At 58.5% G+C, this 14,588-nt stretch carries 11 protein-coding genes; 8 read left to right on the top strand and 3 right to left on the bottom strand.

Features of this window, described 5'->3' with window-relative positions; genetic code table 11:
* Positions 1 to 212 precede the first annotated feature (212 nt).
* Positions 213 to 659, bottom strand: coding sequence for a response regulator (locus ACZZ0D_RS26840; protein WP_053124502.1), 447 nt, complete (start codon positions 657 to 659; stop codon positions 213 to 215).
* A 258-nt stretch (positions 660 to 917) separates the two neighbouring features.
* Here ACZZ0D_RS26840 and ACZZ0D_RS26835 point away from each other — a divergent pair, with 258 nt between their 5' ends.
* The 8 genes from ACZZ0D_RS26835 to ACZZ0D_RS26800 all read left to right on the top strand — a co-directional run bounded on the left by ACZZ0D_RS26835 (position 918) and on the right by ACZZ0D_RS26800 (position 10,156).
* Positions 918 to 2,852: a DUF294 nucleotidyltransferase-like domain-containing protein gene (locus ACZZ0D_RS26835; RefSeq protein ID WP_463554687.1), complete on the top strand. Its 1,935-nt coding sequence runs from the start codon at positions 918 to 920 to the stop codon at positions 2,850 to 2,852.
* Positions 2,849 to 3,556 (top strand): 3'-5' exonuclease, encoded by a 708-nt coding sequence (locus ACZZ0D_RS26830; RefSeq protein WP_400648729.1) that lies wholly within the window; start codon positions 2,849 to 2,851, stop codon positions 3,554 to 3,556. Before ACZZ0D_RS26835 ends, ACZZ0D_RS26830 begins: the two co-directional genes overlap by 4 nt.
* A gap of 332 nt (positions 3,557 to 3,888) precedes the next feature.
* Positions 3,889 to 4,365, top strand: a complete 477-nt coding sequence (locus tag ACZZ0D_RS26825; RefSeq protein WP_218959295.1) for an RNA polymerase sigma factor — start codon at positions 3,889 to 3,891, stop codon at positions 4,363 to 4,365.
* Complete coding sequence (locus ACZZ0D_RS26820) at positions 4,362 to 5,336, top strand: FecR domain-containing protein (RefSeq protein ID WP_463554686.1); 975 nt, start codon at positions 4,362 to 4,364, stop codon at positions 5,334 to 5,336. Before ACZZ0D_RS26825 ends, ACZZ0D_RS26820 begins: the two co-directional genes overlap by 4 nt.
* Before the next feature lie 209 nt (positions 5,337 to 5,545).
* Complete coding sequence (locus ACZZ0D_RS26815) at positions 5,546 to 7,972, top strand: TonB-dependent siderophore receptor (RefSeq protein WP_159815409.1); 2,427 nt, start codon at positions 5,546 to 5,548, stop codon at positions 7,970 to 7,972.
* Between the two features lie 74 nt (positions 7,973 to 8,046).
* Positions 8,047 to 9,177, top strand: a complete 1,131-nt coding sequence (locus tag ACZZ0D_RS26810; RefSeq protein ID WP_463554685.1) for a PepSY-associated TM helix domain-containing protein — start codon at positions 8,047 to 8,049, stop codon at positions 9,175 to 9,177.
* The gene (locus ACZZ0D_RS26805) at positions 9,174 to 9,353 is read left to right on the top strand and encodes a hypothetical protein (protein WP_053124513.1); all 180 of its coding nucleotides are present in this window, start codon (positions 9,174 to 9,176) and stop codon (positions 9,351 to 9,353) included. Before ACZZ0D_RS26810 ends, ACZZ0D_RS26805 begins: the two co-directional genes overlap by 4 nt.
* Before the next feature lie 173 nt (positions 9,354 to 9,526).
* Positions 9,527 to 10,156, top strand: a complete 630-nt coding sequence (locus tag ACZZ0D_RS26800; RefSeq protein ID WP_463554684.1) for a glutathione S-transferase — start codon at positions 9,527 to 9,529, stop codon at positions 10,154 to 10,156.
* 43 nt (positions 10,157 to 10,199) lie between these two features.
* On the opposite strand, the gene ACZZ0D_RS26795 is transcribed toward ACZZ0D_RS26800, so the two are convergent.
* Together ACZZ0D_RS26795 and creD are read right to left on the bottom strand one after the other, a co-directional pair.
* Positions 10,200 to 13,007, bottom strand: coding sequence for an RHS repeat protein (locus ACZZ0D_RS26795; protein ID WP_463554683.1), 2,808 nt, complete (start codon positions 13,005 to 13,007; stop codon positions 10,200 to 10,202).
* Between the two features lie 135 nt (positions 13,008 to 13,142).
* Complete coding sequence (gene creD, locus ACZZ0D_RS26790) at positions 13,143 to 14,510, bottom strand: cell envelope integrity protein CreD (protein ID WP_463554682.1); 1,368 nt, start codon at positions 14,508 to 14,510, stop codon at positions 13,143 to 13,145.
* Positions 14,511 to 14,588: the final 78 nt, after the last annotated feature.

Raw genomic sequence — 14,588 nt, 5'->3', positions numbered from 1 at the left:
AGCCCTCTCCCCCAAGGGGTAGAGGGGAAAGGGAGCCGATATTTGTGCGCTTCAAAAGCGGAGTTCGACTCAGGATGCCAAGGGGTAGAGAGAGCAGATCTTCATGGTTTTCAGAACCTGAGTTCAACCGAGATATTTCACGTCGGTGTACCTTGCACATCCACCGCGGTCAGTCCCCTCTCCCTCCGGGAGAGGGCTAGGGTGAGGGGCTTCTAAGGCTCAATCCCCAACTCGCGCTTCACCAGCGCCAGCAACTGCGTCGTATCAATCGGCTTGAGCAGAAAATCCACCACGCTCAAATGCATCGCCGCAATCGCGTCCTTCACATCGGCATCGCCCGAGACAATGATGATCGGCATCGCCGCCCGCACCGACTCGCGCACTTGCCGAATCAAGTCCAGCCCATCGACATTGCCCATGCGCAGATCGGTAATCACCAGGCCAATCGAAGGCTTTTCAGCCAGCATCTTCAACGCCGTCTCACCACTCGCCGCGGTCATGCAGCGAATGCCGTCCAACGCGAGAATCTCCGACAACAGCTCCCGGGCGTCTTTGTCGTCATCGACGATCAGCACACGCTGCGGCGGCAGGTCGGGTTCGAGCATCACTGCGCTGAGCGCTTCTCGCTCGGCGTCGCTCAAAATATCGTGGTCGGACATGGCGTTCTCTAAGTATTCAAATCAATCCCTTGGCAAGTGGTCAGACAGCGCTGGGCAGAGCTTCAATGTGCACTTCGTCGGATTTTTTTCCAAGGGGGTAACCGAGGGAATTTCCGACTGTTTGCGTAGGGCATCTCCGAAACTTCGCCAATGGTGGCAAAACCTAGACTTACGTCCAATGGGCACCCTGTCCGTAGGGGTCGACCATGGCCATAACGATCCGACAACAACAATTCGAAAAAGACTGCGGTAATGGTTATGAGTAAAGCGGACGCCTTCACCCAGGCAGGGAAAACCGCGGTATTGCAGAACATTCAGGGCACCCTGCAATTCCTCCAGCGCTTCCCGCCCTTCAATCAGATGGAACACGCCCACCTCGCTTATCTGGTGGAGCAATGTCAGCTGCGGTTTTACGCTCAGGGCGAGAGCATCATCAAACCCACTGACGGCCCGGTTGAACACTTCCATATCGTCAAGCAGGGCCGGGTGGTCGGCGAACGCCAGCACATCACCAAACCGGGCACCGAGACCACGTTTGAAATCACCACCGGCGAGTGTTTTCCGCTGGCTGCCCTGCTCGGCGAACGCGCGACCCGCACCGAGCATTTGGCCGGCGAAGATACCTTCTGCCTGCAACTGAACAAACTGGCGTTCATCAAACTGTTCGCCCTCTCCAACGCCTTCCGTGATTTCGCCTTGCGCGGGGTCAGCAGCCTGCTCGATCAGGTCAATCAGCAAGTGCAGCAAAAAGCCGTGGAAACCCTCGGCACGCAGTACTCGCTGAACACCCGACTGGGCGAACTGGCGATGCGTCACCCGGTGACGTGCAGCCCGGACACGCCGCTGCGCGAAGCGGTGAAGCTGATGCACGAGCTACAGGTCGGTAGCATCGTCGCCGTAGACGAAAACAAAGCACCGCTGGGGATTTTTACCCTGCGCGATTTGCGCCATGTCGTGGCCGAAGGCGTCGGTGATTTCAGCGATGCCATCGAGCGCCACATGACCCGCGCGCCCTTCTATCTCTCGCCGGATCACAGTGCGTTCGATGCGGCGATTGCCATGACCGAACGGCACATCGCCCACGTTTGTCTGGTCAAGGATCAGCGCTTGTGCGGCGTGGTTTCCGAGCGCGATCTGTTTTCTCTGCAACGGGTCGATCTGGTGCATCTGGCGCGGACGATTCGCAGCGCGCAACGGGTCGAACAACTGGTGACCCTGCGCGGCGAGATCGGCCAACTGGTCGAACGCATGCTCGCCCACGGCGCCTCGTCGACGCAGATCACCCACATCATCACGTTGCTCAACGACCACACCGTGTGCCGGGTGATCGAGCTGACCCTCGCCGAAAAAGGCGACCCCGACGTGCCGTTCAGCTGGCTGTGTTTCGGCAGCGAAGGTCGCCGCGAGCAGACGCTGCACACCGATCAGGACAACGGCATTCTGTTCGATGCCCGCGATGCTGCGCATGCCGCAGAGATTCGCGGCAAGCTGCTGCCGATTGCCCAGCAGATCAACCAGAGCCTGGCGCAGTGCGGCTTCACCCTGTGCAAAGGCAACATCATGGCCGGCAACCCCGAGCTGTGTTTGTCGCGAGCGGAATGGGCGCGGCGCTTTGCGGCGTTTATTCGCGAGGCGACGCCGGAGAACCTGTTGGCGTCGAGTATTTATTTCGATCTGCGCGTGGTCTGGGGCGATGAAACAAGCTGCGAGCAACTGCGCCGGGGCATTCTTGATCAGGTCGGTGACAACCGTTTGTTCCAGCGCATGATGGCCGAGAACGTCCTGCGCAATCGTCCGCCGGTGGGGCGCTTCCGCGAGTTTGTACTGGCGCGCAAGAACGGCGAGAAAGCCACGCTGGACTTGAAGGTTCAGGGGCTGACGCCGTTTGTGGATGGCGCACGCTTGCTGGCGCTGGCCAACGGTATCGACGCCAACAACACCCTCGAACGCTTCCGTCAGTTGGTCGATAAAGAAGTCATCGAACGGCTGGACGGCGCGGCGTATGAAGAGGCGTATCACTTCATTCAGCAAACGCGCATGCAACAGCATCAGTTGCAGACGCGCGAGAATCTGCCGTACTCCAACCGTGTCGATCCCGACAGCCTCAATCATCTCGACCGGCGCATCCTCCGCGAATCCCTGCGTCAGGCGCAGCGCCTGCAAAGCAGCCTGACGTTGCGGTATCAGCTATGAGTCTGTTTTCGTGGCTGCGCCCGGCGAGCCCGGTGGTGCCGGTGGATTTTCAGCAGCGACTGGCGAAGCTGCCGGCGATCACTGAACTGCGCGAATGCACCCTGCGCGAACAACGCTGGGTGGTGCTGGATCTGGAAACCACCGGGCTCAATCTGAACAAGGATCGCGTGTTGTCGATTGGTGCGGTGGTGATCGAGGACGGCGCGATCGACTTCAGTCAGCAATTTGAGCGCACCTTGCAGTGCCGGGAGTTGAAGCTTAGCCCCAGTGTGTTGATTCATGGGTTGGGGCCGAATGCGATTGCCGCTGGCAGCGAGCCGGCCGAGGCGTTGCTGGAATTGCTGGAGTTTATGGGCGACAGCCCGGTGCTGGCGTTTCATGCGCCGTTTGATCAGCACATGCTCGGGCGTGCGGTGAAGGAGCATCTGGGGCACAAGTTGCAGCAGGTGTTTCTGGATGTCGCCGATATTGCGCCGCTGGTGTGTCCGCAGGCGCAGATCCGTGAGGCGGGGCTGGATGAGTGGATCGAGTGGTTTCGGCTGGAAGTGTTTGAACGGCATAACGCGAGTGCCGATGCGTTGGCCACGGCGGAGTTGGCGTTGATTCTGTTTAGCCGGGCGCGGGGGCAGCAGATTCATAGCCCGTTGAATTTGCAGCAGCGGTTGAGTCAGTGGAAGCGTCGCCAGCAAGCTCCATCGTTTTAAAAGCACCCTCACCCCAGCCCTCTCCCGGAGGGAGAGGGGGCCGACCGAGGTGTTCGAAGCTTTGCATCGACCTGAGGGATCCAGTCGATTATGGATTCAGCAGACATCGTTCACGTCGGCGTATTGCGTCAATATCCCCCAATCAGTCCCCTCTCCCCCCGGGAGAGGGTTAGGGTGAGGGGAGTCCTTCAGCGGCCCACCCGACCAGTGGCCAATTGCTAACCATTCCCACCTCTGCGAGAATCGCGAACAATTCGCGTTAGTTAATATTTCCCAATCGGTGATATACGGTGCCTGCAGCCCAAAGCCCTCACAGTGAACTCGTTGGTGCGATGTATCGCGACCATCGCGGTTGGCTATTGACGTGGCTGCGGCGCAATGTGGCATGCCCGCAACGGGCCGAAGATCTGAGTCAGGACACCTTCGTACGCCTGCTCGGTCGTGATGAGTTGCTGACACCCCGCGAACCGCGAGCTTTTCTGGTGGCGATCGCCAAAGGCCTGCTGTTCGATTACTTCCGCCGCGCCGCGCTGGAACAGGCTTACCTCACCGAACTAATGCTGATCCCCGAAGGCGAACAACCGTCGGTGGAAGAACAGCAACTGATCCTCGAAGACCTCAAGGCCATCGACCGCTTGCTCGGCAAACTGTCGACCAAGGCTCGTGCCGCCTTCCTTTATAACCGCCTCGACGGCCTCGGCCACGCCGAGATTGCCGAGAAGCTCGGCGTTTCGGTGCCGCGTGTGCGCCAGTACCTCGCGCAAGGTATCCGTCAGTGCTACATCGCCCTGTACGGTGAGCCGACGTGAGCCCGGCCAGTTCCAGACCGGTTCAGGCCCACGTGCTGGACGCGGCGATTGCCTGGCAGTTGACCCTCGACTCCAGCAGTCCGCTGGAGCGCGAAGAATTCGCCAAATGGCACGCGGCCAATGAAGAACACGCCCGGGCCTGGCGCCAGTTGGGCATGCTTGATCAGCGTTTCAGCGTGGCCAAAGGCCCGGCCCGCAGCGCCTTGCTGCAATCACGGGAAGGTATTCGCCGCCGTGTGCGCAAATTGGGCAGTGGTCTGGCGAGCGTTGTGGTGGTCGTCGGCGTGGCGCTGTTTGCTGGCGAACGTTATCTGCCGCTGGATTACTGGCTCGCCGATCAGCGCACCGCCACCGGTGAACAGCGCATCGTGCGTCTGTCCGATGGCACCGTGCTCAACCTCAATACCCACAGTGCGGTGGACGTGCGATTCGATGAGAAGCGCCGACTGATTGTTCTGCAGGAAGGCGAAATCCTCGTGGAAACCGGTCACGGCGATGCGCGGCCCTTCATCGTCGAAACCCGTGAAGGCAGCATGCGTGCGTTGGGCACGCGGTTTTTGGTCAAGCGAGAAGACGAAGGCACGCGCCTGAGCGTGTTGCAGTCGGCTGTCGCGGCGCATCCGCAATCGAATCCTCAGGAGCAAATCCTCCACGAAGGCCAACAGGTATTTATGCGCAGTGACGGGCTCGACGCAATCGTCGCCCTCACCCCCGGCGCCGATGCCTGGACGCGCGGCATGTTGGTGGTCGACAACGCACGGCTGGGCGATCTGGTGCATGAGCTTGGGCGTTATCGTCGCGGGCATCTGGGTGTGGCGCCGGAAGTGGCGGATTTGCGAATTACCGGCAGCTTTCCGCTGCATGACACCGATAAGGCTTTGAGCGCGCTGCTGCCGACGTTGCCGGTGCAGATTGAGCAGCACACGCCTTATTGGGTGACCGTCGCGAAGGCTGATACCAAGCCTGAGTAATGTGGTGCCCGAGCTATGGCTATCGCGAGCAGGCTCACTCCTACAGTTGAAATGCGTTCCCCTGTAGGAGTGAGCCTGCTCGCGAATGGCGTCATCCGCCACAACGCTATTTCCCGCAAATCGAAATTATTTTCATCCAGCCCTATCACTTTTTGATTTTCATCCGGCAAGCAGGCAATTGAGAAATATTTCCATTCAGGAGCCGCCGTATGTCCCGTTCGTTAGACACCTTGTTGCGCCCCAGTCTGCTGGCCGTCGCCATTGCCCTCAGCACCCCGCTGATCAGCAGCCCGTTGCTCGCCGCTGAACAAGCGTCCAGCGTTCGCGCTTACAACCTGCCGGCGGCGCCACTGTCGACCACCCTGAACCAGATCGCCAGCCAGGGCGGCCTCGCGCTGTCGCTGAACCCGTCGCTGGCAGCGGGCAAGACTTCGGCACCGGTCAAAGGCCAGTACGACGCGGCCGGCGCGCTGCGTGCAGCCTTGAGCGGCACCGGTCTGCAACTGGAACAAAGCACTTCCGGCACTTACAGCCTGGTCGCCGTACCTGAAGGTGTGATGGCCCTGCCGGAAACCGCGATCATCGGCGTGGAGAATCTGGAAACCGCGTGGAGCCCGGTCGAAGGCTACACCGCCACCCGCACCGCCGCCGGCACCAAGACCGACACCGCGCTGGTTGAAGCACCGCGCTCGATCTCCGTGGCGACCCGTCAGCAAATGGACGACCGCAGCGTGCACAGCCTCGACGACGCCGTGCGCTACATGCCGGGCATCACCGCCAGCAGTTTCGGCAGTGACACCCGCGCCGACTGGTTGCGTGTACGCGGTTTTGAACCGACCCAGTTCCTCGACGGCTTGCCGCTGCCAAAAGGCGTGTACGCCAACCCGAAACAGGAAACCTGGAACCTCGACCGCCTCGCTCTGCTGCGCGGCCCGGCGTCGTCGGTTTACGGCCAGACCCCTCCGGGCGGCTTGCTGGACATGGTCAGTCGCCGTCCAAGTGCCGAAGCCAGCAGTGAAATTCAGCTGCAATACGGCAGCGACAACCATCGCCAGATCAACTTCGCCAGCACCGGCAAGATCGATGAGGCAGGTCAGTTTCTCTACAGTCTCAGCGGCGTCGTGCGCGACAGTGGCACGCAGATCGACCACGTCGACAACAAGCGCTACAACATCGCGCCAAGCGTGACCTGGAATATCGACGACGATACCAAGTTCACCCTGCTGACCCAGTTCACCCGCGACGATACCGGCATCACCAGCCAGTTCCTGCCGATTCAGGGCACCAAGATCGACATGCCGTTCGGTGACGTTTCTCACCACAAGAACCTTGGCGATCCGGATTGGGAATATTACGACCGCACTTACTACGCGCTGGGTTATGCCTTTGAACATCGTCTGAACGATGTGTGGCAGTTCAAGCAGAACTTGCGTTATACCAAGTCCGATCTGGCATTCCAGGCGCTGACTCCAGGCTCCTATCCGTTCACGATGGTGGATGATCAAGGCAACGTCGGTCGCACTTCCACGGTGGTCGATGAGGACATCAGCCAGTTCGCCGTGGACAACAATTTCCAGGCTGACTTCGCTACCGGCGATATCCGCCACACCCTGCTGCTGGGCTTGGATCACCAGCGCAGCAACACCAATTACACCTCGATTTTCGGCGATGGCTTGACCACCAACGTTGTCAATCCGATCTACGGGCAACCGATCGTACGTCCACCGCGCTCTACCGCGTTTTATGACTACGACCAGAAGACCTACCAGACCGGCCTGTACGTGCAGGATCAAATGGCTCTCGACCAGTGGCGCCTGACCCTCGGTGGCCGTGAAGACTGGGTACACACCAGCACCCAGTTCATCAACAAGGGCGATGCCACCAACACGCAGCGCGACAAAAACTTCAGCGGCAACGCGGCAATCAGCTATGTCTTCGATTCGGGCTTTGTGCCGTACCTGTCGTACGCCGAGTCCTTCCAGCCAACCGCTGGTGCCGACGCGACGTCCACCGATTCGCTCAAGCCAACCGAAGGCAAGCAGTGGGAACTGGGCATCAAGTACCAGCCACCGGGCAGCAAAACCCTGCTGACCGCTGCGGTGTATGACCTGACCCAGAAAAACGTTTCCGTAAACACCAACGTCAATGGCGTTTCGATCACCAGCCAGACCGGCGAAGTGAAAGTCAAAGGCCTGGAACTGGAAGCCGTTTCGGACGTGACCGATAACCTCAAGGTCATCGCCGCCTACACCCTGGCCAAGTCCGAAGTGCAGAAAGGCGTCGACAAGGGCAACCGTCTGCAACTGATGCCGAACCAGCAAGCCTCGCTGTGGACTGACTACACCTGGCACACCGGCGTGCTCGACGGTTTCGGCGTGGGTGCTGGCGTGCGTTACACCGGCAACACCTACGGCGACAAAGGCAACACTTGGCTGGGCAAGGCGGATGCCTATACCGTGTTCGACGCGAGCGTGCATTACGACCTCGGCCGTCTCGACAACAGCCTCAAAGGCGCGTCGCTGGCACTGAATGCGACCAACCTGTTCGACAAGGACTACATTTCCACCTGCGACGGTTTCTATTGCTACTACGGCGATCAACGCAGCGTCGTCGCCAGCGCCACTTACAAGTGGTAAGCGACTGAGCTGAAACAGGCCCTGTTACCAGGCCGTCCCTCGTGGACGGCTTTGGTGTTTTTGAAGGTCATGAAATGAAAAGTAAAACAATTCGTCGCTGGTCGTTTATCCACACCTGGACCAGCCTGATCTGCACCGTGTTTTTGCTGATGCTGGCACTGACCGGTTTGCCGTTGATTTTCAGCCATGAAATCGATCATCTGCTGGGCAATGCCCCCGAGTTGCGAGAGATGCCGGCCGACACGCCGCAACTCAACCTGCAACAACTGGTGGATGCCGCGCAGAAACATCGGCCGGGCGAGGTCATGCAGTACTTCGGTTACGACGACGAAGAGCCAAACGCTGCGTTTGCGATCATGGCAAAAACCGCCGGCACCGAACCGAACTCCTCGCACACCTTCATGCTCGATGCGCGCACCGGTGAAGCACTGGAAACCCCTTCGGCCAACGGCGGTTTGATGCTGTTTATCCTGCGCCTGCACGTCGACATGTTTGCCGGGTTGCCGGGCAAATTGCTGCTGGCGTTTATGGGTTTATTGTTTGTCGTGGCGATTGTTTCGGGCACGGTGCTGTACCTGCCGTTCATGCGTCGGCTGAAGTTCGGCACGGTGCGTCAGGACAAATCCACGCGACTGCGCTGGCTCGACCTGCATAACCTGATTGGCGTGGTGACGCTGACCTGGGCCTTGGTCGTCGGCGTGACTGGCGTGATCAGTGCCTGCGCCGATCTGCTGATCGCCGCATGGCGCAACGAGGCCCTGACCGCGTTGATCGAACCTTACCGCGACGCGCCACCGCTGACACAACTGGCGCCCGCCACGCGCTTGCTCGACATTGCCGGCGACGCTGCACCGGGCATGAAACCGGACTTCATCGCCTTCCCCGGCACGCGCTTCTCCAGCGAACACCATTACTCGGTGTTCATGAAGGGCGGCACGCACCTGACCTCGCATCTGCTGACGCCGGTGCTGATCGACGCCAGCACGCTGAAGGTCACCGCTGTCGCGGAACGACCGTGGTACATGGACGCGATGGGCATGTCGCAACCGCTGCACTTTGGTGATTACGGCGGCATGCCGATGAAGATCCTTTGGGCCACGCTCGATGTGCTGACCATCATCGTTCTCGGCAGCGGCGTGTATCTGTGGGTGGTGCGGCGCAAGGCTGCCAAGCCTGTGCTGGAAACGGCGGAGGCGACGGTATGAAGCCGCGTCAGTCGAATTTCTGGAAAGTCTTCAGCACGCCGTTGGTGATTGGTCTTCTGAGTGCGGCGGGACTGTTTGCGGCGTTGCTGGGGGACGGGATCTGGGATGCGCTGAGCTGGATCGGGCTAGGTGTGCCGGCCTTCCTGGCCCTTAAAGGATTACTGCTGCGAAGCTAAACAACCTGTGGGAGCGAGCCTGCTCGCGAAAGCGCTCTAACACTCAACATCAACGTTGACTGGACCGACGCCTTCGCGAGCAGGCTCGCTCCCACATTGGTTTTGCGCTGGGCTTGAGGCGGCGGCGTTACGCGCTATGCTGCCCGTTCACCATTCTGATCGAGACCCTGCCAATGTCCGCCCCCAGCATGACCCTGTACCACAACACCCTCTCCCCGTTCGTGCGCAAAGTAATGGTCTTGCTCTACGAAACCGGTCAGCAGGATCGCGTTGCCCTGCAAGACTGCGTGCTCTCCCCGGTCAGCCCCAGCGCCGAGCTCAATGCCGACAACCCGCTAGGAAAAATCCCGGCCCTGCGCCTGGCCGACGGCACGGTCATCCATGACAGCCGCGTGATCCTTGAATACCTCGACCACCAGCACGTCGGCAACCCGCTGATCCCGCGCGAAGGCTCGGCCCGCTGGCGCCGTCTGACCCTCGCCTCGCTGGCCGACGGGATCATGGACGCCTCGGTGATGGTGCGTTACGAACAAGTCCTGCGCGCCCCGGAAAAACACTGGGATGAATGGCTCGAAGCGCAACGCGAGAAAATCCGTCGTGCGCTGAATCTGTTGGAGAACGACGCGATTGCCGAGCTGACCAGCCACTTCGATGTGGCCGCGATCAGCGTCGCCAGCGCGCTGGGCTACCTGGATCTGCGCTTCCCCGACCTGGGCTGGCGCGAGGCTAATCCGCAACTGGCTAACTGGTTTTTTGAAGTGAGTCAGCGACCGTCCATGATCGCGACGATGCCCAAGCCTTAAAGCTAGTGTTGTGGCCCGCTCTCGAATGGGCGAGCCACTTTGCTCAATCGTAGTCTGGAGTTGGCTCACGTTTAAAAGAATGCACAGGAGACGCCCCCCCACTTCTGGATATTCTTTTTTCCAATGCGGGGAGCCCGTAAATTGCCAGGCTCATCGTGATCGAGTCAGCATTAAACTTCATCGCCATGGGTTTGTATTGAGAGAACCTCGATCTGATTTTATTTAGATCAGAAGTGCCAAGATTTCTTTTTAAAAAATCCGGCTCAATAGTTTCTATGCGCTTTAGTATTTCCGTATCTGCACGACTGCTAGACATAACCCTGCCGACTCGACTTTCGAGATGCTGCCAGTAATCTTGAATACTGGCGTCCGATTCAGAAACTGAGTAATAGTGTATATCCCTCGTATTGAATTCCAAATGCGTAATCTCATGAATCAACGTTAAAGCCAGTGTAATCGTATCGGATAGATTTCCGTCCCCCATTGCACCCTTCGTTAGAAAAATTCTTTTATGTATATCATCGGTAATAACTTTGGCGGTCGTTAACGATTGCGGATCATTTGATTTAAATCTAGCTAACTGGTCGCTCCTACTCCCCCCTTTCATATAGAGTCCAACTGCCCCACGCATTGCACTTGTATAAACTGCCAGCTCTTTTTCAGACATTGAGCCACCAAATACACGATCGGCAACCCAACTGAAACGCCTATCTCTATCATCGATGAGCACTTCGAATGCGCCAGCCGCTATTTCTTGTGCATAAGCTAACGCGGTGTCGATACGTCCCAATTGCTCTCGGGAAAAACCTGCCCTTCCACGACCCAAAATTTTCGCATCAACGAATTGATCTTCGTCATCTATCCCCGTATACAATCCCAAAACGTCTCGATGGCCAATCGGACTATTGCCAACCATACAATATTCATTCAACCCATCCAGAATGCCCGCAGGATCCGGATTTACCCAGCGCTGCAACCACGGCGCGTAGTAACGATAGCCGTAATAATACAAACCGCTGGCATCCCGCTCTTTACCGGAATACCGAACAAACTTGTACTTGGCTTCGACTTGCGAACGGCCCATCCACCAAGCCGTACCACCGTAGGCGTAATAGCCTTCATAACTGATGATGTTGCCTCGGCCGTCCAACTCCAACGTGCAACTGCCCAACTGATCATCGAGGCTGTAACGCAACTGATCCTCTTCGATTCCCTCAGGCTGACCTCGCTCCCAGTGCAGAAGACGAACAATGCTGCGGCCCGCTTGCACACTGATCATGTGCAGAACTTCGACTGCGCTCCCCGCGCCTTCGGTGCGCAGTTCCAGTCCCGGCAAATAACGAACTTCGACGGTTCGCACGACGCTGTCGGCTTTGCTGACCCGAACTTTGCGCACCCGCATTCCTGCGGCATCGTAGACATAGCGCTCGCAGTCATGTTGGGCATCGCCACGAGTGACCAAAACGGTTTCACTCAGTTGATTTCGCACCGTCCAGCACAATGACTGGCCGGGTGACAGCGCCTTTAAATTGCCGTTGAGGTCGAAACAAGCAGCAAAATCAGCGCGCTTCCCTTGAATGCGCGGCAGCCCGCGATTACTCCCCGTGTCTATATCCATGAATAGCGTCGGTTTAGCGCTGTGCCGTTGCTCAAGCAGATTGCCCCCTGCATCGTAGATCCAGGACTGGCTGTAATTCTGCAAATGAGAGGGGTCGACGGGTGAGATCAGTTCAGGCAAAAGCGGCCCGTCGCCGGCCGATTTCACTTCTCGCCCAGTGGCTTTGATCAATTGATAAAGCGTGTCGTATCCATAGCTATTGACCGCAACAAGACGTTGATTGGCAAACCAGGTGGTGGGTTGCGATTCATCTGTCATGCAGAGAATGTTGCCCACGGCATCATGTTCATAATGCAGATCCTGCAGCCGGCGATTACCTCGACCCGCCAGCAACTGTCGCAGGCGGCCATCCGCAGGATCGTAAATACTTTTGCTGACGACCCCATTTCCGGCTGTTTCTTGCTCGACCTGCGCGGTCGCGTTGTAGGCGATATCGCTGACCAGCAATTGCTCGGATTGCCCCATCACCGTCAGCCAAGTGCACTGCAACTGTCCATCCACCGTGTAAGCGTGACGCCGAAAATGCCCGGCCGCATCAGCTTGTTCAAGTAACCCGCCCGATGCATCGTAGCGCCAATGCGTGCGGTAGATTTTATCTTTACCTGGCTCCAGCAGCGCATCCTGTTCAGGCTCGTTGATCGGCCAGTGCGGATGATCAAGCGAGACTGACAAACGCCGCGATTCCGTCAGCGGTGCCCCTTGCAGACCGTAATCAGTAACGCTTCGCACCCCCGCGGTATCGGCATGGCGGATTAATCGACCGCACTGGTTTCGCAGGCTGGCGTCGACCTTCGACCCCGCGTAATACAAGCGCTCTACACAGCTCGCATTTGCGTCGACAGGTGCTTGCTCGATACTCGTCGGCCTGCCCATCGAGTCGTAATGGACACGTGTTGTATTGCCAGCTCCGTCCCAGCTCAGTTGCGGCTGATTTATCTGGTTATTCAAGGACAATCGCCAGCCGGCGTCGACACTCACCGTCAGCAGCGGTTGTCCCGAAAAATCCGGCACGGCTGTCAGCGAAGCAATTGGTGTTTCAGTTGAACCCAAACGAGGATCCCAGTTCGCCACAGATCGCCCCGCAGCATCGAAGGTCTCTCGTGTTACTCGCGGCTCAGGAAGAACTTCAGCGTTGGTTGCGCGATAGTAGGCAACCGAAGCAATGGCCAACCCACGAGGATCGACCACTGCCAGCGTCGGCGTATTACGGTGCAACAGTCGGTCGGATTCCATGCCGGGCTCTCGATGCGCAATCACTCAATGTTAGACGAGACTTGCGCTTGTCACCCAAGCCCTGAAACAGTCCGGCTATGCGTGCCGCCAAAACCTCCCCTTCTCGCTGATCCTCGCGCAACCCCAGCGACCGGCTCATTCCACCACCCCGATATCAAACTCCAACGGCTTGACCGGTTTCTGCCCAATCCCGTACCAATCCAGTTTGCGCGTCAGCACCATAAAGACGCCGAGCAAGCCGAACAGCAGCAACGAGCCCATCAACAATGCGTAATCCTCCGCGCTCAACAGCCCATAAAGCAGCCCATACAACGCCGCCAACCCCGCCGAAAAACTCAAGCCATGGCGCACGCTGCGCAGCACGTGGCAGACGTAAAAGCCGATCAGCAACACACAAGCACTGGCCGACAGCAAATACGCCAGGGCAAAACCGATGTGCTCCGACAGCGACAGCAGCAACAGATAGAAAAACGCCAACGCGACACCGACCAGCGCGTATTGCACCGGGTGCACAGCGAGACTTTTCAGTACTTCGAAGAGAAAGAAACCGGCGAACGTCAGGACGATAAACAGCAGCGCATATTTGATCGCCCGGTCACTCTTCAGGTACTGATCCACCGGGTCGATGAAACTCACGCCAAAGCTGCGGCTGTTGAATGCCTCGCAATCGCCCCTCACACAGCGATGCATTGCTTCCTGCAGGTTGGTGGAGAAAAACGAGGTTTGCCAATCGGCGTTAAAACCCTGATCGTTGATCTCGCGTTTGGCCGGCAGGAAGTTACCGATGAAGCTCGGATGCGGCCAATTCGCGCCGAGGCTGACACTGCTGGTCTTGCCCACCGGCAGCACGCGCAACGAACCGGTGCCCTGCAGTTGCAGATCGAAGGCGAACGCCAGCTCGGTGGTTTTGCTGGTATCCAGCGTCGGCAGCGTGACCCGCACACCCTCACCGAGCCAGGCCACTTGCGTCCCCGGAACAAAGTCCAGACGCTGACCATCAAGCTCCAGTTTCAGCGCGTTTTCGATGCCGCGAATGTCGCTGATGCCGACGGCGAGAAACGGCGCGTCGAACTGGTAGTCCGCGAAATCTTCCTTGATGCCCAATTGCGCCGGCAGTGAGAAATGGCCATTGATGCGATTGTCGGCATGGAACAGTCGCGCCTCGTAGATCCCGCGTTTTCGCAGTTCGGTTTGCACCTGGCCGTCGAGCTCAAAACGCTCGGGCAGAAAGTACAAACGCCCGCGCTCTTCGCCGATTTCCTGGTAACGCTTATTGGTTTTTTCGTTGGTTTTCCACGTGCGCACCACTTTGCGATACGGCACCACCATCACCGGGCCGCTCACCTGCTGGCTGTAACTGGAACTGCGGGCGATGTCTTCGAGCACGCCGTCGCGCAGCTGTTGGCGCTCGTCGATGACGCCATCGATCATCAACAGCGGGATCAGCAATAGCAGGATCAGCAGCGCGATGGCGCCGAGCTTGATGGTCAGATTCTTGTTCATGGGACTCTCCCTGTTTTGATGGGGGGAGTCTGGGGATGGGGTGTGGGGGTTTTGTGGGGGGAATGTGGAGATTGTGTG

This window comes from Pseudomonas sp. AC193, from assembly GCF_979258075.1.
Note: the sequence above shows the minus strand (reverse complement) of the source record. Positions and strands in the feature narration are given on the sequence as shown.